General features: G+C 58.3%; 24 protein-coding genes and 1 rRNA gene. 15 read left to right on the top strand and 10 right to left on the bottom strand.

All coding sequences use genetic code 11. The annotated features are described in order from the left end of the window. Positions 1-15 precede the first annotated feature (15 nt). The 5 genes from AB3226_RS10105 to dksA form a co-directional block, all read right to left on the bottom strand. Positions 16-1,452 (bottom strand): sigma-54 dependent transcriptional regulator, encoded by a 1,437-nt coding sequence (locus tag AB3226_RS10105; protein WP_008015096.1) that lies wholly within the window; start codon positions 1,450-1,452, stop codon positions 16-18. Positions 1,453-1,474: 22 nt separating this feature from the next. Beyond that, positions 1,475-4,429, bottom strand: coding sequence for an ATP-binding protein (locus tag AB3226_RS10100; RefSeq protein ID WP_367372971.1), 2,955 nt, complete (start codon positions 4,427-4,429; stop codon positions 1,475-1,477). Continuing rightward, complete coding sequence (locus AB3226_RS10095) at positions 4,413-4,589, bottom strand: hypothetical protein (protein ID WP_003176118.1); 177 nt, start codon at positions 4,587-4,589, stop codon at positions 4,413-4,415. The genes AB3226_RS10100 and AB3226_RS10095 overlap by 17 nt, the downstream gene beginning before the upstream one ends. Before the next feature lie 77 nt (positions 4,590-4,666). Continuing rightward, the gene (gene gluQRS / locus AB3226_RS10090) at positions 4,667-5,563 is read right to left on the bottom strand and encodes a tRNA glutamyl-Q(34) synthetase GluQRS (RefSeq protein WP_367375780.1); all 897 of its coding nucleotides are present in this window, start codon (positions 5,561-5,563) and stop codon (positions 4,667-4,669) included. A 208-nt stretch (positions 5,564-5,771) separates the two neighbouring features. Continuing rightward, the gene (gene dksA / locus AB3226_RS10085) at positions 5,772-6,215 is read right to left on the bottom strand and encodes an RNA polymerase-binding protein DksA (protein WP_030130357.1); all 444 of its coding nucleotides are present in this window, start codon (positions 6,213-6,215) and stop codon (positions 5,772-5,774) included. 332 nt (positions 6,216-6,547) lie between these two features. Between dksA and AB3226_RS10080 the strand changes: the two genes are divergently transcribed. Then, entirely contained in the window at positions 6,548-7,720 is a 1,173-nt protein-coding gene (locus tag AB3226_RS10080) for a pyridoxal phosphate-dependent aminotransferase (protein WP_367372970.1), read from the top strand. Next, entirely contained in the window at positions 7,720-8,433 is a 714-nt protein-coding gene (sfsA, locus tag AB3226_RS10075) for a DNA/RNA nuclease SfsA (protein WP_367372969.1), read from the top strand. Before AB3226_RS10080 ends, sfsA begins: the two co-directional genes overlap by 1 nt. Here the strand turns inward: sfsA and AB3226_RS10070 are convergent. After that, positions 8,430-8,747 carry a Rieske (2Fe-2S) protein gene (locus AB3226_RS10070; protein ID WP_367372968.1) on the bottom strand — a complete coding sequence of 106 codons (318 nt, stop codon included), beginning with the start codon at positions 8,745-8,747 and terminating at the stop codon, positions 8,430-8,432. The two genes, sfsA and AB3226_RS10070, sit on opposite strands and share 4 nt — an antisense overlap. A gap of 277 nt (positions 8,748-9,024) precedes the next feature. Here AB3226_RS10070 and AB3226_RS10065 point away from each other — a divergent pair, with 277 nt between their 5' ends. Genes AB3226_RS10065 through AB3226_RS10055 form a run of 3 tightly spaced genes read left to right on the top strand, consistent with a single transcriptional unit; the run spans position 9,025 to position 11,663 of the window. Then, positions 9,025-10,008 carry a FecCD family ABC transporter permease gene (locus AB3226_RS10065; RefSeq protein WP_367375779.1) on the top strand — a complete coding sequence of 328 codons (984 nt, stop codon included), beginning with the start codon at positions 9,025-9,027 and terminating at the stop codon, positions 10,006-10,008. After that, positions 10,008-10,775: a heme ABC transporter ATP-binding protein gene (locus AB3226_RS10060; protein ID WP_367372967.1), complete on the top strand. Its 768-nt coding sequence runs from the start codon at positions 10,008-10,010 to the stop codon at positions 10,773-10,775. The genes AB3226_RS10065 and AB3226_RS10060 overlap by 1 nt, the downstream gene beginning before the upstream one ends. Positions 10,776-10,796: 21 nt before the next feature. Next, on the top strand, positions 10,797-11,663 hold the full coding sequence (locus AB3226_RS10055; RefSeq protein WP_367372966.1) for a ChaN family lipoprotein: 867 nt from the start codon (positions 10,797-10,799) through the stop codon (positions 11,661-11,663). Between the two features lie 268 nt (positions 11,664-11,931). Here the strand turns inward: AB3226_RS10055 and AB3226_RS10050 are convergent, their stop codons facing one another. The 3 genes from AB3226_RS10050 to AB3226_RS10040 all read right to left on the bottom strand — a co-directional run bounded on the left by AB3226_RS10050 (position 11,932) and on the right by AB3226_RS10040 (position 14,438). Beyond that, entirely contained in the window at positions 11,932-12,204 is a 273-nt protein-coding gene (locus AB3226_RS10050) for a TfoX/Sxy family protein (protein WP_367372965.1), read from the bottom strand. Between the two features lie 241 nt (positions 12,205-12,445). After that, positions 12,446-12,790 carry a pentapeptide repeat-containing protein gene (locus AB3226_RS10045; RefSeq protein ID WP_367372964.1) on the bottom strand — a complete coding sequence of 115 codons (345 nt, stop codon included), beginning with the start codon at positions 12,788-12,790 and terminating at the stop codon, positions 12,446-12,448. A 91-nt stretch (positions 12,791-12,881) separates the two neighbouring features. Then, positions 12,882-14,438 carry an AAA family ATPase gene (locus tag AB3226_RS10040; protein WP_367372963.1) on the bottom strand — a complete coding sequence of 519 codons (1,557 nt, stop codon included), beginning with the start codon at positions 14,436-14,438 and terminating at the stop codon, positions 12,882-12,884. Positions 14,439-14,556: 118 nt separating this feature from the next. On the opposite strand from AB3226_RS10040, the gene mrcB reads away from it, so the two are divergent. The 3 genes from mrcB to AB3226_RS10025 are packed head-to-tail and all read left to right on the top strand — an operon-like array spanning position 14,557 to position 17,967. Further along, the gene (gene mrcB / locus AB3226_RS10035) at positions 14,557-16,881 is read left to right on the top strand and encodes a penicillin-binding protein 1B (protein WP_367372962.1); all 2,325 of its coding nucleotides are present in this window, start codon (positions 14,557-14,559) and stop codon (positions 16,879-16,881) included. A gap of 16 nt (positions 16,882-16,897) precedes the next feature. Next, entirely contained in the window at positions 16,898-17,632 is a 735-nt protein-coding gene (locus tag AB3226_RS10030; protein ID WP_367372961.1) for a tetratricopeptide repeat protein, read from the top strand. Continuing rightward, the gene (locus AB3226_RS10025; protein ID WP_367372960.1) at positions 17,632-17,967 is read left to right on the top strand and encodes a YqcC family protein; all 336 of its coding nucleotides are present in this window, start codon (positions 17,632-17,634) and stop codon (positions 17,965-17,967) included. Before AB3226_RS10030 ends, AB3226_RS10025 begins: the two co-directional genes overlap by 1 nt. Positions 17,968-18,077: 110 nt before the next feature. Here AB3226_RS10025 and AB3226_RS10020 read toward each other — a convergent pair whose 3' ends face one another. Then, positions 18,078-18,500: a DUF4124 domain-containing protein gene (locus AB3226_RS10020; RefSeq protein ID WP_367372959.1), complete on the bottom strand. Its 423-nt coding sequence runs from the start codon at positions 18,498-18,500 to the stop codon at positions 18,078-18,080. Positions 18,501-18,901: 401 nt separating this feature from the next. On the opposite strand from AB3226_RS10020, the gene AB3226_RS10015 reads away from it, so the two are divergent. The 7 genes from AB3226_RS10015 to AB3226_RS09985 all read left to right on the top strand — a co-directional run bounded on the left by AB3226_RS10015 (position 18,902) and on the right by AB3226_RS09985 (position 26,979). Then, on the top strand, positions 18,902-20,626 hold the full coding sequence (locus AB3226_RS10015; protein WP_367372958.1) for an acetolactate synthase 3 large subunit: 1,725 nt from the start codon (positions 18,902-18,904) through the stop codon (positions 20,624-20,626). A 2-nt stretch (positions 20,627-20,628) separates the two neighbouring features. Continuing rightward, positions 20,629-21,120 carry an acetolactate synthase small subunit gene (gene ilvN / locus AB3226_RS10010; RefSeq protein WP_003176102.1) on the top strand — a complete coding sequence of 164 codons (492 nt, stop codon included), beginning with the start codon at positions 20,629-20,631 and terminating at the stop codon, positions 21,118-21,120. A gap of 48 nt (positions 21,121-21,168) precedes the next feature. Then, on the top strand, positions 21,169-22,185 hold the full coding sequence (gene ilvC / locus AB3226_RS10005) for a ketol-acid reductoisomerase (protein WP_007948647.1): 1,017 nt from the start codon (positions 21,169-21,171) through the stop codon (positions 22,183-22,185). 145 nt (positions 22,186-22,330) lie between these two features. After that, positions 22,331-23,188, top strand: a complete 858-nt coding sequence (gene pssA, locus AB3226_RS10000) for a CDP-diacylglycerol--serine O-phosphatidyltransferase (protein WP_095055878.1) — start codon at positions 22,331-22,333, stop codon at positions 23,186-23,188. A 63-nt stretch (positions 23,189-23,251) separates the two neighbouring features. Continuing rightward, positions 23,252-24,265, top strand: a complete 1,014-nt coding sequence (msrP, locus tag AB3226_RS09995; RefSeq protein ID WP_367372957.1) for a protein-methionine-sulfoxide reductase catalytic subunit MsrP — start codon at positions 23,252-23,254, stop codon at positions 24,263-24,265. Continuing rightward, on the top strand, positions 24,265-24,885 hold the full coding sequence (gene msrQ, locus AB3226_RS09990) for a protein-methionine-sulfoxide reductase heme-binding subunit MsrQ (protein WP_367372956.1): 621 nt from the start codon (positions 24,265-24,267) through the stop codon (positions 24,883-24,885). Before msrP ends, msrQ begins: the two co-directional genes overlap by 1 nt. Positions 24,886-25,440: 555 nt before the next feature. Continuing rightward, a 16S ribosomal RNA gene (locus AB3226_RS09985) occupies positions 25,441-26,979 on the top strand. The last annotated feature ends 8 nt before the right edge of the window (positions 26,980-26,987 follow it).

Genomic DNA, 26,987 nt, shown 5'->3' with positions numbered 1-26,987 from the left:
TCCGACAGGTGCGGTTCAGCTCTCGCTGGCTACCCCGGTCTTGCGCCGCGGAATGCCCAGGCGCTGACGGCGTTCCCACAGGCATTTGCGACTGACCCCGAGTTTGCGGGCCAGTTCGGTTTCGGTCATGTGGTCCTGATGCTCGAGAACGAAATGCTGGAAGTAGTCTTCCAGGGACAAATCTTCGGTCGGTTCGTGGCTGGTGTTACCGGCGCCATTGCCCTGCTGGGGCGCCAGGCCGATGAAGTCGTCGTCATCCAGATCGCTCAGTTCGATGTCGATGCCCAGCAGCTCTGCGGAAATCTCCGGGCTTTCGCACAGGATCACCGCGCGCTCGACTGCGTTTTCCAGTTCGCGAACGTTACCCGGCCAGGAGTAATGCCGAATCGCCTGTTCGGCATCCAGGGCGAATTTCAGATCGGTACGGTTGACCCGTGCGCTCTGCCGCGCGAGGAATGCAGTGGCAATTTCATTGACGTCCGCCCCGCGCTCGCGAAGGGCCGGCAGCTTCAAGGCGATCACGTGAAGACGGTAATACAAGTCTTCACGGAACTGGCCAATCTTCGCCAGACTCTTGAGGTCCCGGTGGGTCGCGGCAATCAGGCGTACATCAACCTTCTGCGACTGCACCGAACCGACCCGGCGGATTTCGCCTTCCTGCAACACACGCAGCAGGCGGGCCTGGGCTTCCAGAGGCAGTTCGCCGATTTCATCGAGGAACAAGGTGCCGCCATCCGCCGCTTCCACCAACCCGGCACGCCCGGCACTGGCGCCGGTAAACGCGCCTTTTTCGTGGCCGAACAGTTCGGACTCGATCAGGCTTTCTGGAATGGCCGCGCAGTTCACCGAGATCATCGGCGCCTTGGCGCGTTTGGACAGGTTATGCAGGGCGCGTGCTACCAGTTCTTTACCGGTACCGGATTCACCCTGGATCAGGACGTTGGAATCGGTCGGCGCGACTTTACGGATCTTGCTGTACAGGTCCTGCATCGGTGGGCAGGAGCCAATAATGCCGATTTCGCCGTTGCTGTTGTCGACACCGTTTTTCGCGGCGCCATTGCTCGTTTTGCCGACGACCGGTTCACCGCTGGCTTGCGCCGATTGCCGGTCACGCAGGATTCGCGCGACGGCCTGGAGCATTTCGTCGTGATCGAAAGGCTTGGCGATGTAATCCACCGCGCCCATCTTCATTGAGTCGACGGCCGAACGCAGGCTGGCGTAACTGGTCATGATCAGCACCGGAGTGCCCTGGCCAAGTTTGATCAACTCGGTACCGGGTGCGCCCGGCAAACGCAGGTCGCTGACGATCAAGTCAAATGTGGGGATGCTGAAACGCTCTTGTGCTTCCTGCACGGATCCGGCTTCGCTGACCTGGTACTGGTTACGTTCCAGCAGACGGCGCAAGGCGGAGCGGATAATTGTTTCGTCTTCGACGATCAAAATGTGCGGCATTGATTCGATACTCTCGACGGTCTCAGTTCACAGCGGACGTCGCTTCGACATGACGCGGCAAAGTTACCCGGATACGGGTGCCGCGTTGGCTTTGAACATCAGCCGGGCTGTCGATGGTGATTTGTCCATAATGCTCTTCAACGATGGAATAGACCAGTGCAAGGCCCAGACCGGTGCCTTCGCCAGGGTCTTTGGTGGTGAAGAAAGGTTCGAACAATCGGTCCATGATGCTCGAGGGAATACCACTGCCTTCGTCTTCGACGATCAGATCGACCGTGTGTTCGCCGGCTTCGCTCTTGACTCGCACCGCACTGCCTGGAGGCGAGGCATCGCGTGCGTTTGAGAGCAGATTGATCAATACCTGGGCCAGACGCTGCGGGTCGCCTTCGACCCAGTGATCGGGGTCGCACAGGTTGTAGAACTGTACTTCGAAATTGCGCCGGTTCAGGGCCAGCAGGCCGATGGCATCCTGGGCCACTTCCGCCAGACAGACGGGCTCGTCGCTGTGCTGATGACTGCCGGCGTGGGCGAAGCTCATCAGCGACTGAACAATGCGTGATACGCGTTTGGTCTGCTCGAGAATCTGCCCACTGATCTCCGTGAGTTCGGCATCTTCCTCACGCTCCTCGCGCAAGTTTTGCGCGAGACAGGCAATGCCGGTGATCGGGTTGCCGATTTCATGAGCCACGCCGGCTGCCAGTCGACCGATGCTGGCCAGGCGCTCGGAGTGCACCAGTTTGTCTTCGAGCATCTGGGTTTCGGTCAAATCTTCCACCAGCAGCACCAAACCGCTGTTACCTGGCGCCAACGGTTCATCGATCGCCGCTTTGTGCAGGTTCAGCCAGCGCGTCTGACCGTCGAGGGCCAGATGCTGTTTGTGCAAATGCTCGTCCGGCAGATTGATGAAGCCTTGCAGCAGTTCTTTCCACGGATCGCCAATGGTGCTCAGGCGCGAACCAACCACACGCTGCGCGGCGATTCCGGTCAGTTCCTCCATGGCTTTGTTCCACATGAGGATTTCCTGATCCTTGGCCAGCGAGCACACGCCCATCGGCAATTCCTGCAGGGTCTGGCGGTGGTAGCGGCGCAGGGCATCGAGTTCGGCAGCAAGACCGGTGAGGCGCGAGTGGTAATCCTCAAGACGGCTTTCGATGAAGTGGATGTCTTCGGTGACGTAGTTTTCGCCGCCAGCCTTGTAGGGCAGAAAGGTTTCGACCATGTCCTGCGCCACGCTCGGCCCCATCAGGCCGGAGAGGTTGGCTTCGATACGGTCACGCAAACGACGCAAGGCATATGGACGGCGTTCATCGAACGGCAGATAAAGATCGCGCAGCGCCTGTTCGACTTCTTTCTGCGCAGCCTTGGCGCCCAATGGTTTGGCCAGTTGCGTGGCGAATTCCTGAGGCGAGGCGGCATGCAGTTCGCGGCGTTGCGGGCGGCGAACGTTGTCCACCGCGCAGGCTTCGGCGGCGCTGGCCTCTTCGGGGCTGGCGTTGGTGAACAACGAGATCAGGGTGAACATCAGCACGTTGGCGGCCAGCGAGGCGATTGCTGCCATGTGCCAACTGGTGTCGTCCAGCACGTAAATCATGTTCAGCAGTGGAATGTAGAAGCCTTGCAGATTGCCGACCAGCGGCAGCAGCATGGTCACCAGCCATACCAGAATCCCTGCCAGTAGGCCTGCAATGAAGCCGCGGCGGTTGGCGGTCGGCCAGTACAGCACCGACAACACCCCCGGCAGGAACTGCAACGTGGCGACGAAGGCGACGATGCCGAGGTTGGCCAGATCCTGCTCGGCACCCAACATCAGGTAGAAACCGTAACCGGCCATGATGATCGCGACGATCAGCGCCCGGCGGGTCCATTTCAGCCAACGGTAGATATTACCTTCGGCCGGCGGCTGATAGAGCGGCAACACCAGATGATTCAGCGCCATCCCGGACAGCGCCAGTGTGGTGACAATGATCAGGCCACTGGCCGCCGACAATCCGCCGACATACGCCAGTAGCGTCAGGGCTTTGTTGTTGGCGGCGATGCCGATGCCGAGGGTGAAGTATTCCGGATTGGTCGTGGCGCCGAGTTTCAGCCCGGCCCAGAGAATCAGCGGCACCGCGAGGCTCATCAACAGCAGAAACAGCGGTAAACCCCAGCTAGCACTGACCAGCGAACGCGGGTTGAGGTTTTCGGTAAAGGTCATGTGGTACATGTGCGGCATCACAATCGCCGAGGCGAAGAACACCAGCAGCAGCGTGCGCCACGGGCCTTCCTGCAATGGCGTGTGCAGGGCGGCGAGGGCGGTCTGGTTTTGCAGCAGCCACAGCTCCAGCTGCTGCGGGCCGTCGAACACGCCATACAGCGCATACAGACCGACGCCGCCAATCGCGATCAGTTTGATCACCGACTCGAAGGCAATCGCGAACACCAGGCCTTCATGTTTCTCGCGGGTAGCGATGTGGCGTGAGCCGAAGAAAATCGTGAACAGCGTAATCAGTGCGCAGAAGCTCAGGGCCACGCGATGCTGCACCGGCTCGCGGGTGAGGATGCTGATGGAGTCGGCCACTGCCTGAATCTGCAATGCCAGCAACGGCAACACGCCGATCAGCATGAAAATTGTCGTCAGTGCACCGGCCCAGGTGCTGCGAAAACGAAACGCGAACAAGTCGGCCAGGGACGAGAGCTGATAAGTGCGGGTGATTTTCAGGATCGGGTACAACAGCACCGGCGCCAGCAGAAAGGCCCCGGAAACCCCGAGGTAGCTGGACAGAAAACCATAGCCGTACTGATAGGCCAGGCCCACCGTGCCATAAAACGCCCAGGCACTGGCGTAAACACCCAGCGACAGGGTGTACGTCAGCGGGTGGCGAATAATCGCCCGGGGGATCATGCCCCGTTCGCTGATCCAGGCCACGCCGAACAGCACCGCCAGGTACGCGGCGCTGATCAGGATCATCTGGGTCAGGCTAAAGCTCATCGGCATCTTTTTGGCTCTGCAGAATGAAGGTCACGACAATCAGAATCAGCCAGAGCAAATAAGGGCGATACCAGGCGCCCGTGGCGTCGATCCACCAATCCATGATGGCCGGGGAGAACAGATAAATCCCCACTACCAGGAGCAGGACCAAGCGATAGATGTACATCCCGGCCTCTCTTTTTTATGCGCGTGCCCGAAAACGTGCGGCGATGGTAACGGATGGGCGCGCCACTGCAAGTGGCATCACTGCAGTTGCGCTTCAGGCAGCGTCAGTGTGCGCGGGATCAGCGATGCGTCCCAGTGGGCAATTCCCCAGTTCAGCACTTCTCGTGGCGTGGCGTCATTCAGTTCGGTCACAGGTGTGTGCCCCAGCGCGCGCAATGCGCGCAGCAACAGCGGCGTGGCCTGATCTTCGGTCAGCGGCGGCGAGCGGTAGGATTTGCCGAGTTTGTGGCCGTCCGGCTGGGTAATCAGCGGGATGTGCAGGTAGCGCGGTTGTGGCAGGCCGAGCAGTTCTTGCAGATAGAGCTGGCGTGGCGTGGAATCCAGCAAATCGGCACCGCGCACGATATCGGTGATGCCTTGCCAGGCATCGTCCAGCACTACCGCCAATTGATAGGCGTAGAGCCCGTCGCGGCGGCGGATCACGAAATCGCCGACTTCCCGGCCAAGATGTTGACGGAACTCGCCTTGCACCCGGTCGATGAAGTGGTATTCCAGCTCCGGTACACGCAGGCGGATCGCTGCGTTCTCGGTGCCGTGCCCTGCGTTGCGGCAGAATCCGGGATAGATGCCGTGATACGGCTCCAATTGCTTGCGCGAACAGGTGCAAGCGTAGGCCAGGCCCTGATTGAACAGGCGATTGATGACTTCGTCATAGGCCGCGTGCCGCTCGCTCTGTCGGACCATGTCGCCATCCCACTCGAACCCGTAGCTTTCCAGTGCCTTGAGAATCGCCGCTTGAGCGCCGGGCTCTTCGCGCGGCGGATCGAGATCCTCCATGCGCACCAGCCAGCGGCCACCGACCGAACGGGCGTCGAGATAGGAGGCCAGTGCTGCGACCAGCGAACCGAAGTGCAAGTGGCCACTGGGCGTAGGGGCGAAGCGTCCGATGTAGGCGGGGGAGGCGATGGTGGTCATAAGGGTGATGTCAGGGTGTTCAATCGTTTTGAGCATGGCTTGAAGCCGCCTTCGCGAGCAAGCTCAGCTCCTACAGGAAATTGCACCAGCCTTTGTAGGAGCGAAGCTTGCTTGCGAAGGGGATCTTAAATACGCAACAAATCAGCAAATGTCAGAAACAAAAAAACGGAGCGTTCGCACGCTCCGTTCTTCGTTCAAGTCGCAAAGATTACTTGCCGACTTGCTTTTCCTTGATTTCCGCCAGGGTCTTGCAGTCAACGCACATGTCGGCGGTAGGGCGGGCTTCCAGTCGCTTGACGCCGATTTCGACGCCACAGGACTCGCACCAGCCGTATTCTTCGTCTTCGATCAATTGCAGGGTTTTGTCGATTTTCTTGATCAGCTTGCGCTCGCGGTCGCGGGCGCGCAATTCGAGGCTGAATTCTTCTTCCTGGCTGGCACGATCTGCCGGGTCCGGGAAGTTGGCCGCTTCGTCTTTCATGTGATCAACAGTACGGTCGACTTCCTGCATCAAGTCCTGTTTCCACTTGTTCAGGATCTTGGTGAAGTGAGCGCGCATGGGCTTGCCCATGTACTCTTCGCCCTTCACTTCTTTGTAGGGTTCGAAGCCGCTGATCGACTGGTTCTGTTGTTGCTTTGCTTGGGTGGGCATGAAATGGACCGCCTCTACTCTTGTAATCCATTGCGCAGGATTGCTCCATCACCGACACCTGCCGGCCCTGCGGCTGCAAGCGGGCGAACTTACCAGATCAAATCGGACCGCGCTACTCCCGGATGTCGAGCCCGCGGCCCGTGGACCTTGCAAAAGATTGCAAAGCCTTGCCTGGCGGCTCTGGAGACCTGATCAATTATTGATTTTAGTCAAACCTGGAGCATACGCTTGAACCGTTTGAGAACAGCGTTATATGGGCTCTGACCGCTTTAGGTTCTCGCTCGTTCCTGCGCTTGGGTAGAATCGATTCTTTTCCCGTGTAAGGAAGGCTAATGGCTCTGTCCTACAGTGCGCGCAGTCGCGCTATCGAACCGTTTCACGTCATGGCCCTGCTGGCGCGGGCCAACGAGCTGCAAGCGGCCGGCCACGACGTGATTCACCTGGAAATCGGCGAGCCGGACTTCACCACCGCCGAGCCGATCATCCAGGCCGGCCAGGCCGCGCTGACTGCGGGGAAGACTCGTTATACCGCCGCCCGCGGCATTCCCGAGCTGCGTGAAGCCATTTCGGGCTTTTATCAGCAGCGTTACGGGCTGAACATCGATCCGCAACGAATTCTCATCACGCCCGGCGGTTCAGGCGCATTGCTGTTGGCCAGTGCATTGCTGGTGGACCCAGGCAAGCATTGGCTTCTGGCAGACCCGGGTTACCCGTGCAACCGGCACTTCCTGCGGTTGGTAGAAGGCGCGGCGCAGCTTGTTCCTGTAGGTCCGGACGTGCGTTATCAACTGACCCCGGACCTGATCGCGCGTCACTGGGATCACGACAGCGTCGGTGCCCTGGTGGCCTCGCCGGCCAACCCGACCGGGACCATCCTGACCCGCGACGAGTTGGCCGGGCTCTCCGCCGCGATCAAGGCCCGTCACGGCCATTTGGTGGTCGACGAGATCTATCATGGCCTGACTTACGGCACGGATGCGGCCAGCGTGCTGGAAGTCGATGACAGCGCTTTCGTCCTCAATAGTTTTTCCAAGTATTTCGGCATGACCGGTTGGCGCCTCGGTTGGCTGGTAGCGCCTGAAGCGGCGGTCGGTGAGCTGGAGAAACTTGCCCAGAACCTTTACATCAGCGCGCCGAGCATGGCCCAGCACGCCGCATTGGCTTGCTTCGAACCCGCCACCATCCAAATTTTCGAGGAGCGCCGCGTCGAGTTCGGTCGACGTCGTGATTTCCTGTTGCCCGCCCTGCGGGAATTGGGCTTCGGTATCGCCGTGGAGCCGGAAGGCGCCTTCTACTTGTACGCCGATATCAGCAAGTTCGGCGGCGATGCCTTTGCGTTCTGCCGGCATTTCCTCGAAACCGAGCACGTTGCGATCACCCCGGGTCTGGACTTCGGGCGTTATCAGGCCGGGCATCACGTGCGGTTTGCCTACACCCAAAGCCTTCCACGCTTGCAGGAAGCGGTTGAACGGATCGCTCGTGGCTTGAAGAGCTGGCAAGGCTGATGCGTTTTCATCCTCCCCTCGAAGAAGGTCGCTTGATTCGTCGCTACAAACGTTTTCTCGCTGATATCGAAACCGTTAGCGGCGAGTTGCTGACCATTCACTGCCCGAACACCGGTTCGATGCTTAATTGCCAAGTCGTAGGCGGGCAGGTCTGGTTCAGCCGTTCCAACGACCCCAAGCGCAAGTTGCCCGGCACTTGGGAAGTCGGCGAAACCCCACAGGGGCGACTGTTCTGCGTAAACACTGGGCGCGCCAACGGTTTGATCGAAGAGGCGTTGCGGGCAAATGTCATCACCGAGCTGAACGGCTTTACCGAACTGAAGCGCGAAGTGGCCTACGGTCAGGAAAGCAGCCGCATCGATTTCCGTCTCGACTACCCGAGCGGGCCTGCGTATGTGGAAGTCAAAAGCGTCACCCTGGGCTTCGATGGCTCGTTGGTGGCGGCATTTCCCGACACGGTGACCCAGCGCGGGGCCAAGCATTTGCGGGAGTTGGCGCATTTGGCCCGGGACGGAATTCGTGCCGTGCAGCTGTATTGCGTGAACCTGACCGGCATCGACTCCGTGCGTCCTGCGGAAGAAATCGATTCGGCCTACGCGGCGGCGTTACGCGAAGCGGTGGCGTGCGGGGTCGAAGTGCTGGCGTATGGTGTGCACTTGACCCACGAAGAGATGGTGGTCGATCGGCGTTTGGAAGTGTTGTTAAACGGTTAGGGCGTGACCCAGATCCCTTGCTTGTCTTCGTGGCAGGGGATGGTGGTCAGGGATTGCCCGGCGCATGGGCCGGCGACGCATTCGCCGTCTTCGATCAGAAACAGCGCGCCATGGGTGGCGCACTGGATCAGGCTGTTGCTGGGGTCGAGAAACTGGTCGGGTTTCCATTCCAGTCCGACGCCCCGGTGCGGGCAGCGATTTTCATACACATACACCCGACCACCCCGGCGCACGGCCAGAAGTTTCTGACCGTCGACGTCGAAACCGCGACTGCTGGCGTCAGCCAATTCGGCGCCTGTGCAAAGAAACTTCATGTCTATCCTCAAAGTCCCGCAGCTCGTGACCTGATAGGTCCGAGCTTGACGTTCAAATGCAAGCAATTATCAAATGGCTGCTCACCCACAGGGCGAGCGTCGGATGCCGAGGATACTTGGCCTGCCCTCTCGATGCCCGGGAAAACCTTTAAAGGAAGCTGTTTATGCGCCTGAGTACCCGCGTTGCTGCACTCTGTGCGTTCTATCCCGGTACGGCCGGCCAATGATCCTTCTGGTTAAACCCCGTGCATTATTCATTGGCCTGAGCCTGCTGTGTTTGCTGGCGATCTGGCTGTCGCTGGCGTTGGGGCCGGTGAGTCTGCCGTTGTTCGATACCTTGCGCGCGGCGTTGCGGCTGATTGGCTTACCCATCGCGCCTGACGGGCTGGAGCAGGCCGAGCTGATCCTGGGGCAGATTCGCTTGCCGCGAACCTTGCTGGGCTTGGCAGTGGGCGGTGTGCTGGCGTTGTCCGGAGTGGCGATGCAGGGCTTGTTTCGCAACCCTCTGGCCGATCCGGGATTGGTGGGAGTCTCCAGTGGCGCAGCATTGGGCGCCGCCATCGCGATTGTCGGCGGCTCGGTGTTCGGCGGTCTGCCGGAATCCTTCGGGCCTTATCTGTTGTCGGTGTGCGCGTTTCTCGGCGGGCTGGGTGTAACGGCGCTGGTTTATCGATTGGGGCGACGCAATGGCCAGACCAACGTCGCCACCATGCTGCTGGCCGGTATTGCATTGACTGCCCTGGCCGGTTCAGCGGTGGGGTTATTCACCTATCTGGCGGATGACGCAACTTTGCGCACCTTGACGTTCTGGAACCTGGGCAGCCTTAACGGCGCCAGTTATTCGCGACTTTGGCCGTTGCTGCTGGTGAGCGCCGGTGTGGCGCTGTGGTTGCCGCGTCGGGCCAAGGCCTTGAATGCATTGTTACTGGGGGAGTCGGAGGCCGGTCACCTGGGCATCGACGTCGAAGGCCTCAAGCGCGAACTGGTGTTCTGCACGGCGCTGGGCGTCGGCGCGGCGGTCGCGGCAGCGGGGATGATCGGGTTTGTCGGCCTGGTGGTGCCGCATCTGGTGCGGTTGCTGGCCGGCCCCGATCATCGGGTGCTATTGCCTGCGTCGATATTGGCGGGGGCCAGTCTCATGTTGTTTGCCGATCTGGTGGCGCGGCTGGCCTTGGCGCCGGCCGAGTTGCCGATCGGGATCGTCACAGCCTTCATTGGCGCACCGTTCTTTCTGTATCTACTGCTCAGAGGGCGTGCCTGATGTTGCGAACGCAGAATCTGCAAATCCGGCGCGGTCGAAAGATTGTTCTCACGGACATCACGCTTGAACTCAAACCGGGCGAAGTCCTCGGCGTGCTGGGCCCCAACGGTGCCGGCAAAAGCACATTGCTCGGCGCGCTCTGCGGCGAATTGAAGGCGGACCACGGCAGTGTCTGGCTCGATGAGCGTGAGCTGAGTGATTGGGGCGGGGCGCAGCGAGCCCAGCGTTTGGCGGTGTTGCCGCAGGTGTCGACCCTGGACTTTGCCTTTCGCGTCGAAGAAGTGGTCGGCATGGGCCGTCTGCCCTATCAAAGCGGGCGGGTGCGGGATGACGAAATCGTCGCCGCCGCGCTGGACGCGGCTGATGCGCGGCACCTGAGTGGACGCAGCTATCTGGCACTTTCTGGCGGCGAGCGTCAGCGGGTGCATCTGGCGCGGGTGCTGGCGCAACTCTGGCCGGGGGAGGCGGGGCAAACGTTGTTGCTCGATGAGCCGACGTCGATGCTCGACCCGCTGCATCAGCACACTACTCTGCAAGCAGTGCGCGAGTTTGCTGATCGTGGCGCCGCAGTGCTGGTGATCCTGCATGATCTGAATCTGGCGGCACGTTATTGTGATCGTCTGTTACTGCTCGAAGGTGGGCGTCCCGTGGCGCTGGACACGCCGGAGCAGGTGCTGCGCCCGGAACCGCTCAAGGCCGTGTTCGGGCTGGAAGTACTGGTGCAGCCGCACCCGGAGCGTGGGCATCCGCTGATCATCGCCCGCTGAGCATTTCATCGAGGTGAGAACATGCGTGTGATGGTGATCCTGGCTGTGCTGTTACTGAGTGCCTGTCAGCATGTGCCGGTGGTACCGCCACCCGTCGGCGGCGAGATCCGGGACCTGCGCAGCGGTCAAACCCTGACAGCGCAGGAACTGCTTGCGCGGTTAGCCAAGCCTTCGCGATTGATCGTCGGCGAGCAGCATGACAATCGTGATCACCATCAACTGCAATTGTGGTTATTGCAGGCACTGAATGAGCAGCGGCCTCAAGGCAGTTTGCTGCTGGAAATGCTCACGCCGGATCAACAAGTGCGCGTCGATCATATACGGCAGTCTTCACCGCTACCCGCTGACTTGCCCACTGCATTGGCCTGGCAATCGGGTTGGGACTGGAACCTGTATGGGCCGATCGTCGGTTTTGCCCTGACTCAGCCGTACCCATTGCTGGCGGCCAATCTGGACACGGTTGAAGTCCGTACTGTCTATGCCAAACCGCCGACATTGAGCGGTTCGCGCTCCAACGCCCCGATGGTCAAGAAGACGTTGCTGGCACAAATCAGCGACTCCCACTGCGGCTTGCTGCCCACATCGCAAATGCCCGCGATGCTGGCCGTCCAGCAACAGCGTGATCGGCGGATGGCCGGGCGATTCCTGGCCGCACCGACGCCTTCACTGCTGTTTGCCGGCGCGTACCACGCACGCAAGGATGTCGGGGTGCCGATCCATGTGCTGGATCTGGGTGAACCTGAAGCGCCAACGGTATTGATGCTGGCAGAGGAGGGCGCTGAGGTCGCGCCGGCGATGGCCGATTACGTCTGGTATACGCCCGCCACGCCACCGCAGGATTACTGCGCGCAAATGCGTAAGCAGTTCGGCAAGCAGTCAGGGCAGTAAAACCTGGCGAGTTTTCCACAGGCAAAAAAAGACCCGACAAGAGCCGGGTCAAATAACCGTGATTAGCCTGATGAGGAGATAATCTGAGAGTCCGAACCAAGGGCTTTTCAGAATATCGACTAGTCTCGCGACCAGTTGTGATAATAATAGCGATTCTCATTATCAAGTCAACCGCTGATTTTCAATTTCTGTGGATCTCACCAGTTCCCTTGGTGAAGGCCCTGCAATTATTAGTTTTCAGGATGTGCTCAAGCGAAATTACATCCGTTCAAATCTTGTGGCGTGACGAGATAGCATCCAGCTGTTGGTTCAAGGCTTCTTTGCGTTCGGCGGGAATGTCGTTCCAGTGAACATCCATCAGTGCGCCTTCAATCGCATACAACAACACCTTGGAAGCCCGAAAACCGCGCGTGCGCACGGCCCGATAAGCATCCACAGCTCCTAGCCGGCGCAAGTCCGAGGCACTGTGGATGCCCACGGCATGCAGCCATTGCGCCGACGTCTTGCCAAGATTTTTCAGGTGTTGCAGTTCATCATTCATCAAGCCTCCTTGCGACAGCCGAACGGTGCGTGGGCGAGCCTCTCAGCAGTGTAGCCATCAGTAGGAAAAGCGTGATTGTTTGGTCGGTTTCGACGCAAAAGCTTCTAAGAAGAGGGCTCAAGAAGCGGCGTGAAAAAGCTGCGGGTGCAGTCAGAAGACGGGCGGAGAATTGAGTTTCAGGGGAAAAAAAGTACAGAGTCCAGCGCAAGGCAAGGGCGCCGGACTTGATAGAACGTCGGTTTTAGTGGGTGCGATAACGCAGTCGCGTCCCGAAATTCATCGACATCAGAATCTCATCGGCACTCAGCTCGGGCGGGAAGTAGGCGCCTGAGATCTGCGCGTGGGCCAGGCTCGCGCCTTCCAGAGAGGCGTTGCGAAAGTCGATGCCGCGCAAGTCGGCAGAGCGGAAATAGGCATCGGAGAAATCGACGCCGTCGGCGTTCAATTCACGCAGATCGAGACCACGGAAGTCGCCACCGACCATGTCGATAGGTCCATCTTTCGGGCGTTCATTGTTAAAGCCTGTGATGTCGTCTTTGTGCAGCAAGGCATAAAGCGGGGTGTCGAGAAGTTTCGGCTGGCTCATGTTGCATCACCTGATGGTTTTATGACGCCAGTATAGTGCCACTATTTGGCAGCCGTGAAGCCGGCGAAGGCTTCACGGTTGAAATAGTTTTTTACAGGCCTGGCAGGCGTTGGCGAATCTGCGCAACGACAGTATCGAGCGTGCCACTTTCATTGGTCTGGACGCGTTTGCTGCACAGAATTTCTGCTGGCGTCAGGGCCTCGCGGCTGGCTTGCTGGGCGGCGATAACGGTCAGGTTGGCGTCGGACGGATCGTTATTGTCTGCCTGACGTTGCTTCAACCAGCTTTCGATCACCGTTTGTGGTGCGTCGCAGTCGAGGATCAGGAACGGTGCACCAGTGGCTTCGGCGATTTTTGCCGCGCCGTCGCGTTGGTCGCGCTTGAGGTACGTGGCATCGACCACTACCGGGAAACCGGCTCGCAGAATTACACCGGCAACTTCATGCAGACGGTTGTAGGTAGCAGCGCTGGCGTGCGCACTATAAATGCCGGCCTGCGGTTCGTTCGGTACGGTTTGCTCGCCGAACATACGCTTGCGCTCGACATCGGAACGCAGGCGAATGGCGCCCAGCGCTTCCACCAGGCGCATGGCCACGTGACTCTTGCCGACAGCGGAAACACCGTGGGTAATCGCCAGGAAGCGCGAAGGAATGGTGCTGTAGCTTTCCGCCAGGTTGGCGTAGTTGCGGTACTGGCGCAGGGTGGTGGCGCGCTGCACCGGATCGGCCTCGGCCGGCATGCTGAACAGGCTGACCTTGGCGCGAACCAGTGCGCGGTAGGCTTTATAGAAGTTCAGCAGCTCAAGGCCCTGATAGTCGCCGGTCAGCTCCAGGTATTGGCTGATGAAACGGCGCGCCAGGCACTTCAGGCCACGGTCTTCCAGATCCATGGCCAGGAAACCGGTGTCGGCATAAACGTCGGTGAAGCGGAACGGTTCGTTGAACTCGATGCAGTCGAAGATCACCACGTTGCCATCGATCACGGTGGCGTTGCCCAAGTGAATGTCGCCGTGGCATTCGCGAATGAAACCGTCGGCCTTGCGCTGGGCGAACAACGGCTTGAGGCGTTCGAAGCTGCTTTCGGCCCAGGCTTGCAGCGCATCGAGTTGCAGCAGATCGGCCTTGTCGCTGAGGAACGGGCGGATCTGCTCGAAGTTCTGCCGTACCGGCGCCATGACGCTGTCCGGCGTGCCGGCTTCGTGTTCGGCAGGCACTTTCGGCGCGCTGAGGTGGAATTGAGCGATCTGCGCAGCCATCTCGTCGATGTGCGTGGTGGTCAATTCGCCGTTGGCTTGCAAGGTGCTGAGCAATTGGCTCTGTGGGAACTGACGCATTTTCAGGGCGTAATCGACAACCGGGCCATCGCCACCCAGTTGTGGCGCCTCGGCGCTGCCAGTAATTGGCAACACTTCAAGATACAAATCATGGGTAAGGCGCTGGTTCAGACGCAGTTCTTCGGCGCAGAAATGCTCGCGAGCCTCGAGGCTGGTGAAATCGAGGAAGCCGAAATTCACTGGCTTCTTCACCTTATAAGCATAGGGGCCGGTGAGCAGCACCCAGGAAATATGGGTCTCGATGACCTGGAACCCTTCTACGGGATGCGGGTAGAGGGCCGGGTTTTGCAGGGCAGCGATCAGGGACTGGCTCACAGGCGATCCTTCAGAGTCTGGGGAAAATTCAAGGCCGTCATTATGGCCGCAAGTCCGCCCGACGCAAACCTCAGCGGGCTTCTGTTGAGTATGAATAAAGTGCGTATAATCCGCCGCCATGACTCGTACTCGATCCCCCCGCACTCCCAAAAAACCACCTTCCAAAGGCCTGCGCCCTTGGCTGGGATGGGCCCTTAAACTCAGCCTGGTCGGCCTTGTGGCGCTTGCCGGGTTCGCGGTTTACCTCGACGCTGTGGTCCAGGAAAAGTTCTCCGGCAAGCGCTGGACCATCCCGGCCAAGGTGTATGCACGCCCACTCGAGCTGTTCACTGGCCAGAAGCTGAGCAAGGAAGACTTCCTCACCGAACTCGATGCCCTGGGTTACCGACGTGAAGCCGTCAGCAACGGCCCCGGCGCGGCAGCGGTCAATGGCAATACCGTCGACTTGAATACCCGAGGCTTCCAGTTCTATGAAGGCATGGAGCAGGCTCAGCCCGTGCGGGTGCGCTTCTCCGGCGATTACGTGGCCGAGCTCTCGGCGACCAACGGTTCGAAGCTTTCTGTGGTGCGGCTGGAGCCGCTGCTGATCGGCGGGATTTACCCGAAAAACCTTGAAGACCGCATCCTGATCAAGATCGATCAGGTGCCGCCGTATTTGCTCGAAACCCTGGTTGCCGTAGAAGACCGGGATTTCTACAGCCACTGGGGCGTGTCGCCGAAGTCGATCGCCCGAGCCATCTACGTCAACACCTCGGGCGGCAAGATGACCCAGGGCGGCAGTACGCTGACGCAACAGTTGGTCAAAAACTTCTACCTCACCAGCGAACGCAGCCTGACCCGTAAGCTCACCGAAGCCATGATGGCGTTGTTGCTTGAGCTGCATTACGACAAGCGCGAAATTCTTGAGGCTTACCTCAATGAAGTGTTCGTCGGCCAGGATGGTCAGCGCGCGGTGCACGGTTTCGGCCTGGCCAGCCAGTTCTTCTTCGGGCAGCCATTGTCCGAACTGAAATTGCATCAAGTCGCTTTGTTGGTGGGCATGGTCAAGGGGCCGTCCTATTACAACCCGCGTCGCAACCCTGAGCGGGCGCTGGAGCGGCGCAATCTGGTGCTCGATGTTCTGGGGGAGCAAGGCGTTGCCAGCGCCGAGCAGGTTGAGGCAGCGAAGAAAATGCCACTGGGTGTGACCACTCGCGGCAAGTTGGCCGACAGCTCGTTCCCGGGCTTCCTCGACCTGGTTAAACGTCAGTTGCGCGAAGACTATCGCGACGAAGACTTGACCGAAGAAGGTCTGCGGATCTTCACCAGTTTCGACCCGATCCTGCAGATGAAAGCCGAAGCGTCGGTCAACGACACGTTCAAACGTCTGTCTGGGCGCAAGGGTTCCGATGAGGTTGAGGCGGCCATGGTCGTGACCAATCCGGAAACTGGCGAAGTCCAGGCCATGATCGGTAGTCGTCAGGCGAGTTTCGCCGGTTTCAACCGGGCGCTGGACGCGGTACGACCGATCGGCTCGTTGATCAAACCGGCGGTTTATCTGACAGCCCTTGAGAAACCGAGCCAGTACACGCTGACCAGTTGGCTGTCAGACGACTACTTCTCGGTCAAAGGCGCGGACGGTCAGGTCTGGAAACCGCAGAACTATGATCGCCGTTCCCACGGTACGGTGTTCCTTTATCAAGGGTTGGCGCATTCCTACAACCTGTCGACCGCGCGTCTCGGGTTGGCGGTCGGCGTGCCGAATGTCTTGAAGACCCTGGCGCGCTTGGGCGTAAGTCGCGAATTCCCGGCGTTCCCGTCGATGTTGCTCGGTGCCGGTGGCATGACCCCGATCGAAGTGGCGACCATGTACCAGACACTGGCCAACGGCGGGTTCAATACGCCGATGCGCGGGATTCGCAGCGTGCTGACGGCCGAGGGCGAGCCGCTCAAGCGTTATCCCTTCCAGATTCAGCAGCAATTCGATCCCGCGTCTATTTACCTGATCCAGAGCGCCATGCAACGGGTCATGCGTGAAGGCACCGGTAGTTCGGTTTACAACGTGTTGCCGAAGACCCTGACCCTGGCCGGCAAAACCGGTACCAGTAACGATTCGCGGGACAGCTGGTTCGCCGGTTTCAGTCAGGATCTGCTGGCGGTGGTCTGGCTGGGGCGCGATGATAACGGCAAGACGCCGTTCACCGGTGCTACCGGTGCGTTGCAGGTCTGGACCAGTTTCATGCGCAAGGCCGATCCGCTGCCGCTGGACATGCCGCAGCCGGACAACATTGTTCAGGCGTGGGTCGATTCGCGCACCGGGCAAGGTTCTGAAGGCAGCTGCCCAGGCGCAGTGCAGATGCCGTATATTCGCGGCAGCGAACCGCCTCCTGGTCCCGCTTGCGGTGGCGAAGGCCCTGCTTCCGGCGAATCGGTGATGGATTGGGTCAAGGGCTGGATGAATTAAGTGAAGAGGGTTTCAAGTGAACAAGTGGTTGATTCCAGCAGTGACCGCCGTGGCTTTGCTCAGCGGCTGCTCCACCGTACAGCGTGGTTCGATTCCGGTTGTGGATTCCGGCAGCGCCGTTTCGAACAGTGAACGGATACAGGCGAATGGCGGTTACCGTCAGACGACGGTAAAACGTTCTGTGCAAGGCCAGACTCAGGCAATCCCGCAAGGTGACACTGGCGTTGTGGTGATGGTGCCGGGTGGTGGCGCTGTTTCCTCGGCCCCGATCAGCACTTCGCCGATTACCCCGGGCCCGATCACTCCGGGGCCGATCGATACCTCGCCGGTCCAGTCGGCACCGATCAACCAGGGCAGCTACAGCATGCCATCGACGCCGAGCGGGATTCCTTCGGCGAGTTCCGGTGGCTTGTCTGCCGATGAGCAACTGGACGGTCCGGTCCTGGCGTTGTTGACCACTGCCCAGCAGCAACAGGCCAGCGGCGACCTTAATGGCGCGTCCTCCAGTCTCGAGCGCGCCCAGCGTGTCGCGCCGCGTGAGCCGCAAGTGCTTTATCGCCTGGCCCAGGTGCGTATGGCCCAAGGCGATGCGGCACAGGCCGAGCAATTCGCTCGTCGTGGTTTGACGTTCGCCAGTGGTCGTCCGGCCCTTCAGGCCAGCCTGTGGGAATTGATCGCCCAGGCTCGTGAGAAGCAGGGTGATTCCGCCGGTGCAGCGTTGGCACGTCAGAAGGCCAAGGTCTCGCTGTGATGGATGCACGCTTCCCGAAGATTGCCGAGCAGTTGCTGTTGATCGAGCGTGAACTGCGCGTTCAGGGCTGGTGGGACGATGTTGCACCGTCCGCCGAAGCGCTATCCAGTGTCGAGCCGTTTTCGGTGGATACGCTGGATTTCGAGCAATGGCTGCAATGGATCTTCCTGCCGCGGATGAAGACCATCCTTGAACAGGATCTGCCGCTGCCCAACGCATCGGGGATCCAGGAGATGGCCGAAATGGTCTTCGCCGCCCGCAACGTCCAGGGCAAGGATCGGCAGCTACAGGTCTTGCTCAAAGAATTCGACCTGTTGATCAGCGCCTCCCGCTGACCCCGGTCCGTTGTAGGAGCTGTCGAGTGAGGTTGCGATTTTTTGACTTTGTTTTTAAAAGCAAAATCAAAAGATCGCAGCTTCGTTTCACTCGACAGCTCCTACAGTACCTACTGGCAGTTTTTCCCAATCTGTTTCTGTGCTTCGGTCATGCGCTCCTGACGTTGTTGGTCGGTCAGGCGGCGCGTCTCGCCGTCGACCTCCTCCCGTAATCGCGGATTATTCTGCAGTTGAGCCAGGTTCGTTCGGGCCTGTTCGCAGAATGCTTTCAGCTGGTCTTGCTGCTCGGCGACCTGTTTTTTCACTTTGTTGTCGATAGCCCGTTGATCGCCTATGGCGTTGCTGCGCGCTGGCGTACTCGGTTTGCCGACGGGCGGGGCGGGCGTCACCACGAGGGTGGGCTCCTGGCCTGGGGGCGGTTGCGCATCAAAATGGGTAACGCCCTGGGCATCGACCCATTTATAGATCTGACCCGCCATGCACAAAGGGCTCAGGCTGATCAGCAAGCCGGCGGTGAAGAAGAACGTTCGCATGCCATTTCCTTGTCATGGGTGCGCAATCGAAGCTAACACAGTTGCGGTTTAAAGGTTTTTTCTTGCGTTCTCATGCGCTTAGTTCGAATAAAGCACATTGACGGCTTGACTTGCGATGGGCGAAACAGAAGAATCCAAAGTCCGCTGTAGAGGGACTGCCAGAAGCAGACCCACTCGGTAGATCATGAGGCGCACATCCGCGCCGACCTGTTACACCCGCAACGCGTTACCTCGCGCTGGGTGGGAAAGGCCCGCAACACTTGGGACGATCCCAATACTTGCTCAGTCAGTGCTGACGTAGTCGGCGACCACCGTCGCTCATGCTCTGCCGAGAAGTAAACCTATTAAGACCCGTCCTCTGTGTATGTGGGCGGTATTCTGGCGTTTTAGAGGTGAACAACGTGGAGCTTTTATCTGGCGGTGAGATGCTCGTCCGCTTTTTGCGTGACGAAGGCGTCAAATATATCTACGGGTACCCGGGTGGTGCTCTTCTTCATGTCTATGATGCCCTGTTCAAAGAACCGGAAGTGACCCACATCCTGGTTCGTCACGAGCAGGCTGCGACCCATATGGCTGACGGTTATGCCCGTGCCACCGGTAAAGCCGGTGTGGTACTGGTCACCTCCGGCCCGGGCGCAACCAACGCCATCACCGGTATTGCCACGGCCTACATGGACTCCATTCCGATGGTGATCATTTCCGGCCAGGTGCCTAGCACCTTGGTAGGCACCGATGCATTCCAGGAAACCGACATGATCGGTATCTCCCGGCCGATCGTGAAGCACAGCTTCATGATCAAGCATGCGTCGGAAATCCCGGAAGTCATGAAGAAGGCGTTCTACCTGGCGCAATCCGGTCGTCCTGGTCCGGTCGTTGTCGATATCCCGAAAGACATGACCAACCCGGCCGAGAAGTTCGAATATATCTTCCCGAAAAAAGCCAAGCTGCGTTCCTACAGTCCGGCCGTTCGCGGTCACTCCGGGCAAATCCGCAAGGCAGCCGAAATGCTCCTGGCGGCCAAGCGTCCTGTACTTTATGCAGGCGGCGGCGTGATTCTCGGTGGTGGCTCCGCACCGCTGACCGAACTGGCGAAGATGCTCAACCTGCCAGTGACCAATACCCTGATGGGCCTGGGTGCCTACCCTGGCACCGACCGTCAGTTCATTGGCATGCTCGGCATGCACGGCAGCTACACCGCCAACCTGGCGATGCACCATGCCGATGTGATCCTTGCAGTCGGCGCACGTTTCGATGACCGCGTGATCAACGGCCCGGCCAAGTTCTGTCCGAATGCCAAGATCATTCACATCGACATCGATCCGGCTTCGATCTCCAAGACCATCAAGGCAGACGTTCCTATCGTCGGTCCGGTCGAGAGTGTCCTGACCGAAATGGTCGCGATCCTCAAGGAAATCGGCGAGACCCCGAACAAGGAGTCCGTTGCCAGCTGGTGGAAGCAAGTTGATGAGTGGCGCGGTGACCGCGGCCTGTTCCCTTATGACAAGGGCGACGGCAGCGTGATCAAGCCGCAGACCGTGATCGAAACCCTGTGCGAAGTGACCAAGGGCGACGCCTTTGTGACCTCCGACGTGGGTCAGCACCAAATGTTCGCTGCGCAGTACTACACATTCAACAAGCCAAACCGTTGGATCAACTCCGGTGGCCTGGGCACCATGGGCTTCGGTTTTCCGGCGGCCATGGGCATCAAGTTGAGCTTCCCGGATGATGACGTCGCCTGCGTAACGGGCGAGGGCAGCATCCAGATGAACATTCAGGAACTGTCGACCTGCCTGCAATACGGTTTGCCGGTGAAGATCGTCATTCTGAACAACGGTGTACTGGGTATGGTTCGCCAGTGGCAGGACATGAGTTATGGCAGCCGCCACTCGCACTCCTACATGGAATCGTTGCCTGACTTCGTCAAGCTGGCCGAGGCCTATGGTCACGTTGGCGTGCGCATCACCGAATCGAAAGATTTGAAGTCGAAGATGGAAGAGGCGTTCGCCATGAAAGATCGCCTGGTGGTTATCGATATTTCGGTCGACACCAGCGAGCACGTCTACCCGATGCAGATCAAAGACGGCTCCATGCGCGATATGTGGCTGAGCAAGACGGAGCGTACTTAATCATGCGGCACATTATTTCCTTGCTTCTGGAAAACGAACCGGGCGCTCTGTCTCGTGTAGTCGGCCTGTTCTCGCAGCGCAACTACAACATCGAAAGCCTGACCGTGGCTCCCACCGAAGACCCGACCCTGTCGCGTCTGACGCTGACCACTGTCGGCCATGATGAAGTCATCGAACAGATCACCAAGAACCTGAACAAGCTGATCGAAGTGGTAAAACTGGTCGACCTGTCGGAGAGTGCTCACATCGAGCGCGAACTGATGCTGGTCAAGGTCAAGGCCACCGGCGCCCAGCGCGCCGAGATCAAGCGCACCACCGATATTTATCGTGGGCAGATCGTTGATGTCAGCGCTAGCGTGTATACCGTTCAATTGACCGGTACCAGCGATAAGCTCGACAGCTTCATTCAATCGATCGGGACTGCCTCGATTCTGGAAACCGTACGCAGTGGCGTCACCGGGATTGCCCGCGGCGACAAAGTACTGAGCATCTAAACCAAATTAGCGAATGGCCTGAACGGCCAGGATATAGAGGGGAATTTCATGAAAGTTTATTACGAAAAAGACTGCGACCTGTCGATCATCCAGGGCAAGAAAGTTGCCATCATCGGTTACGGTTCCCAGGGCCACGCTCAAGCGTGCAACCTGAAAGACTCCGGCGTTGACGTTACTGTTGGTCTGCGTAAAGGTTCGGCTACTGTTGCCAAAGCTGAAGCCCACGGCCTGAAAGTGACTGACGTTGCTTCCGCCGTAGCGGCTGCCGACCTGGTCATGATCCTGACCCCGGACGAGTTCCAGTCTGCCCTGTACAAGAACGAAATCGAGCCGAACATCAAGAAAGGCGCCACTCTGGCCTTCTCCCACGGTTTCGCGATTCACTACAACCAGGTTGTGCCACGTGCTGACCTCGACGTGATCATGATCGCGCCGAAAGCTCCGGGCCACACCGTGCGTTCCGAGTTCGTCAAAGGCGGCGGTATCCCTGACCTGATCGCTATCTACCAGGATGCTTCGGGCAACGCCAAAAACGTTGCACTGTCCTACGCCGCTGGCGTTGGTGGCGGTCGTACCGGCATCATCGAAACCACCTTCAAGGACGAGACCGAAACCGACCTGTTCGGCGAACAAGCCGTTCTGTGCGGCGGTACCGTTGAACTGGTAAAAGCCGGTTTCGAAACCCTGGTTGAAGCTGGCTACGCGCCGGAAATGGCCTACTTCGAATGCCTGCACGAACTGAAGCTGATCGTTGACCTCATGTACGAAGGCGGTATCGCCAACATGAACTACTCGATCTCCAACAACGCCGAGTACGGCGAGTACGTGACCGGTCCGGAAGTGATCAACGCCGAATCCCGTCAGGCCATGCGCAACGCCCTGAAACGTATTCAGGACGGCGAATACGCCAAGATGTTCATCAGCGAAGGCGCCACCGGCTATCCTTCGATGACCGCCAAGCGTCGTAACAACGCCGCTCACGGTATCGAAATCATCGGTGAGCAACTGCGCTCCATGATGCCGTGGATCGGTGCCAACAAGATCGTCGACAAAGCCAAGAACTAAGTCCCGAGCTTGTACGGAAAACGCGGCCTAGGCCGCGTTTTTTCGTTTGGATCCGCCGGTTCTGGTATAAAGCTGCATTGTTTGTAGCCGAACCGTCGTCCCAGACACCTGTCGAAACTTTCCACCCGTTACAAGGTAAATGTCCATGAGCGAACGTCCCGAAGAGCCAAAGCAGGCTTCTGACGCCGAAAGCCTTCTGCCCATCGATGAACACATCGAAGAAGGGCATGACGCTGAAGGTCGTAAAGTCCGGCATCGTGGTATCTATCTTCTGCCGAATCTGTTCACCACTGCGAACCTCTTCGCAGGGTTCTATTCCATCATCAACTCGATGAGCGCCCAGAGTGCCTTGAGTGCCGGTGATGCCATCGGCGCGAGCAAATATTTTGCGTTTGCCGCGATCGCGATTTTCGTCGCCATGGTGCTCGACGGCCTCGACGGTCGTGTTGCCCGTATGACCAATACCCAAAGCGCTTTCGGTGCCGAGTACGACTCGCTGTCGGACATGGTTGCCTTTGGTGTGGCGCCGGCATTGTTGGCATTCGGCTGGGCCTTGGGCGATATGGGCAAGGTCGGCTGGATGGTGGCCTTCATCTATGTAGCGGGGGCGGCATTACGTCTGGCACGTTTCAACACCCAGGTCGGCACCGCAGACAAACGTTACTTCATCGGTCTGGCCAGCCCGGCTGCCGCCGGTGTGGTTGCGGGCATTGTCTGGGCATTCAGCGACTACGGCATTCAGGGTTCCAAGATGTCGTTCCTGGTTGCACTGATGGTTGCCGCCGCTGGCATGCTGATGGTCAGTAACATCAAGTACAACAGCTTCAAGGAGCTGGACCTGAAAGGGCGCGTTCCCTTTGTCGCGATCCTTGCGGTGGTATTGGTATTCGCCGTTGTGTTCAGTGATCCGCCGCGCATCCTGCTGCTGGTGTTCCTCGGCTATGCGGCTTCCGGGCCGGTCCAGTACCTGTTGCGCCTTCGTAGGCACAAAAAAGCCGAGTGATGTAATTTCCCTCATACTCCGCAGTCTATGGGTGCATCTGTCCTCCAAAGCTGCGGAGTTGTCATGCTGATCAAAGTCCCCAAAGCGTCTGACTGTCATGAGTCGGACGTCACGCCTGAATCCCTCTACCTTTCTCGTCGCAGTGTATTAGGTGCCGCCGTCGCCGGTTTGGCAGTGAGCAGTCTGCCGCGTTGGGCGAGTGCCGACGATGTTGCGCGTTATGCTGATGTCGAGCCTGGCAAGGCGCCCTCCTGGTTTTCCGAAAAGCTTCCTTCTACCAGATGGGGGGCGGTCAACGTCAAAGACGAGGCGATCACACCTTTCAAGGATGCGACCCACTACAACAACTTCTATGAGTTCGGTACCGATAAAGGTGATCCTGCGGCCAACGCCGGTGCGCTGAAAACCGAACCCTGGAGCGTGGTGGTGGACGGGGAGGTGGGGAAGCCGGGGCGGTATGCGCTGGAAGACTTCATGAAGCCTTATCAACTGGAAGAACGCATCTATCGTCTTCGCTGTGTAGAGGCTTGGTCGATGGTTATTCCGTGGATCGGTTTTCCCATCTCTGCCTTGCTCAAGGAAGTTGAGCCAACGTCCAAAGCTAAATTCATTCGCTTCGAAACCTTGCAGGATTCCAAGAGTATGCCTGGGCAGCGTTCCGGCTTTGCCTTGATCGACTGGCCTTATGTAGAAGGGTTGCGTCTGGATGAAGCGATGAATCCGTTGGCGATTCTTGCTGTGGGCATGTACGGGCGTGAGTTGCCGAATCAGAACGGTGCGCCGCTGCGTCTGGTGGTGCCTTGGAAGTACGGCTTCAAGAGCATTAAATCCATCGTGCGGATCAGCTTGGTCAGCGAGCAGCCGAAAACCACTTGGCAGAGTATCGCCTCGGATGAGTATGGCTTTTATGCGAACGTGAACCCGACAGTCGATCACCCGCGTTGGACCCAGGCGCGGGAAAGGCGTTTGCCGAGCGGACTGTTCAAGCCCAATGTGCGGGACACGCAAATGTTCAATGGCTACTCGGATGAAGTCGCTTCTCTCTATACAGGGCTCGATCTGCGGAAGAATTACTGATGCGATATCCGTTCTGGCGTATTGGCGTCTTCATCGCTGCAGCGATTTGGCCGCTGCTTTGGTTGTATCAGGCCTTGGGAGATGTGTTGGGGCCAGATCCGGGCAAGGTACTGGTTGATCGCCTAGGGCTGGGGACGCTTGTCCTGCTACTCATTACATTAAGCATGACGCCTTTGCAGAAACTCACGGGTTGGGCGGGGTGGATTGCTGTTCGACGGCAGTTGGGGTTGTGGTGCTTCGCTTATGTGGTTCTGCATTTGAGCGGTTACACCGCGTTCATCCTTGGCTTTGATTGGTCGCAGCTGGGTATCGAGTTGCGCAAGCGGCCGTACATTATTGTCGGGGTCCTGGGATTTCTCTGTTTGTTGGCATTGGCGGTTACCTCCAATCGCTACAGTCAGCGGCGTTTGGGTTCTCGCTGGAAGAAGTTGCATCGGTTGGTCTATGTGGTTCTCGGGCTTGGATTGCTGCATATGTTGTGGATCGTGCGTGCCGATCTGAAGGAGTGGGCGATCTATGCTTTTATAGGTGCGTTGTTGTTGGTGTTGAGATTGCCGCCTGTAACCCGCCGGATTCCACGTTTAACAGCTAAAAAGGCACCTTCTGCCAGAAAGGCGTAATCAGGGGTTGACGGCAGATTCTGGAAGTCTATAATTCGCCCCACTTCCGGCGCAGTCGAAACGGAAAACTCCTTGGTAAACAAAGAGTTACGCAGTTTTCGACAGCGGTTACGCTTCAGTTCATCGAAGCCAGAAGGAGTTGGTAAGGCCGTGTGTTTTCGCCTTATTGACGGTTCGATCATCTCGGTCGAAAGCGGAGAAAAAGAGGTGTTGACAGCAGCGAGTAACGCTGTAGAATTCGCCTCCCGCTAACGAGAGATCGGAAGCGCAAGTGGTTGAAGTTGTTAAAGATTTCCAAGCGAAACTTTGAAAACTTCTGAAAATAACCGCTTGACAGCAACAGAGGCTGCTGTAGAATGCGCGCCTCGGTTGAGACGAAAGATCTTAACCAACCGCTCTTTAACAACTGAATCAAGCAATTCGTGTGGGTGCTTGTGGAGTCAGACTGATAGTCAACAAGATTATCAGCATCACAAGTTACTCCGCGAGAAATCAAAGATGTAACCAACGATTGCTGAGCCAAGTTTAGGGTTTCTTAAAAACCCAAAGATGTTTGAACTGAAGAGTTTGATCATGGCTCAGATTGAACGCTGGCGGCAGGCCTAACACATGCAAGTCGAGCGGCAGCACGGGTACTTGTACCTGGTGGCGAGCGGCGGACGGGTGAGTAATGCCTAGGAATCTGCCTGGTAGTGGGGGATAACGCTCGGAAACGGACGCTAATACCGCATACGTCCTACGGGAGAAAGCAGGGGACCTTCGGGCCTTGCGCTATCAGATGAGCCTAGGTCGGATTAGCTAGTTGGTGAGGTAATGGCTCACCAAGGCGACGATCCGTAACTGGTCTGAGAGGATGATCAGTCACACTGGAACTGAGACACGGTCCAGACTCCTACGGGAGGCAGCAGTGGGGAATATTGGACAATGGGCGAAAGCCTGATCCAGCCATGCCGCGTGTGTGAAGAAGGTCTTCGGATTGTAAAGCACTTTAAGTTGGGAGGAAGGGCAGTTACCTAATACGTAATTGTTTTGACGTTACCGACAGAATAAGCACCGGCTAACTCTGTGCCAGCAGCCGCGGTAATACAGAGGGTGCAAGCGTTAATCGGAATTACTGGGCGTAAAGCGCGCGTAGGTGGTTCGTTAAGTTGGATGTGAAATCCCCGGGCTCAACCTGGGAACTGCATTCAAAACTGACGAGCTAGAGTATGGTAGAGGGTGGTGGAATTTCCTGTGTAGCGGTGAAATGCGTAGATATAGGAAGGAACACCAGTGGCGAAGGCGACCACCTGGACTGATACTGACACTGAGGTGCGAAAGCGTGGGGAGCAAACAGGATTAGATACCCTGGTAGTCCACGCCGTAAACGATGTCAACTAGCCGTTGGGAGCCTTGAGCTCTTAGTGGCGCAGCTAACGCATTAAGTTGACCGCCTGGGGAGTACGGCCGCAAGGTTAAAACTCAAATGAATTGACGGGGGCCCGCACAAGCGGTGGAGCATGTGGTTTAATTCGAAGCAACGCGAAGAACCTTACCAGGCCTTGACATCCAATGAACTTTCCAGAGATGGATTGGTGCCTTCGGGAACATTGAGACAGGTGCTGCATGGCTGTCGTCAGCTCGTGTCGTGAGATGTTGGGTTAAGTCCCGTAACGAGCGCAACCCTTGTCCTTAGTTACCAGCACGTCATGGTGGGCACTCTAAGGAGACTGCCGGTGACAAACCGGAGGAAGGTGGGGATGACGTCAAGTCATCATGGCCCTTACGGCCTGGGCTACACACGTGCTACAATGGTCGGTACAGAGGGTTGCCAAGCCGCGAGGTGGAGCTAATCCCAGAAAACCGATCGTAGTCCGGATCGCAGTCTGCAACTCGACTGCGTGAAGTCGGAATCGCTAGTAATCGCGAATCAGAATGTCGCGGTGAATACGTTCCCGGGCCTTGTACACACCGCCCGTCACACCATGGGAGTGGGTTGCACCAGAAGTAGCTAGTCTAACCTTCGGGAGGACGGTTACCACGGTGTGATTCATGACTGGGGTGAAGTCGTAACAAGGTAGCCGTAGGGGAACCTGCGGCTGGATCACCTCCTTAATCGACGA

The sequence above is a fragment of the Pseudomonas lini genome, assembly GCF_964063345.1.
GTDB classification, from domain to species: Bacteria; Pseudomonadota; Gammaproteobacteria; order Pseudomonadales; family Pseudomonadaceae; genus Aquipseudomonas; species Aquipseudomonas lini_B.
The sequence above is the reverse complement of the archived record's forward strand: the minus strand, read 5'-3'. Positions and strand labels throughout refer to the sequence as shown.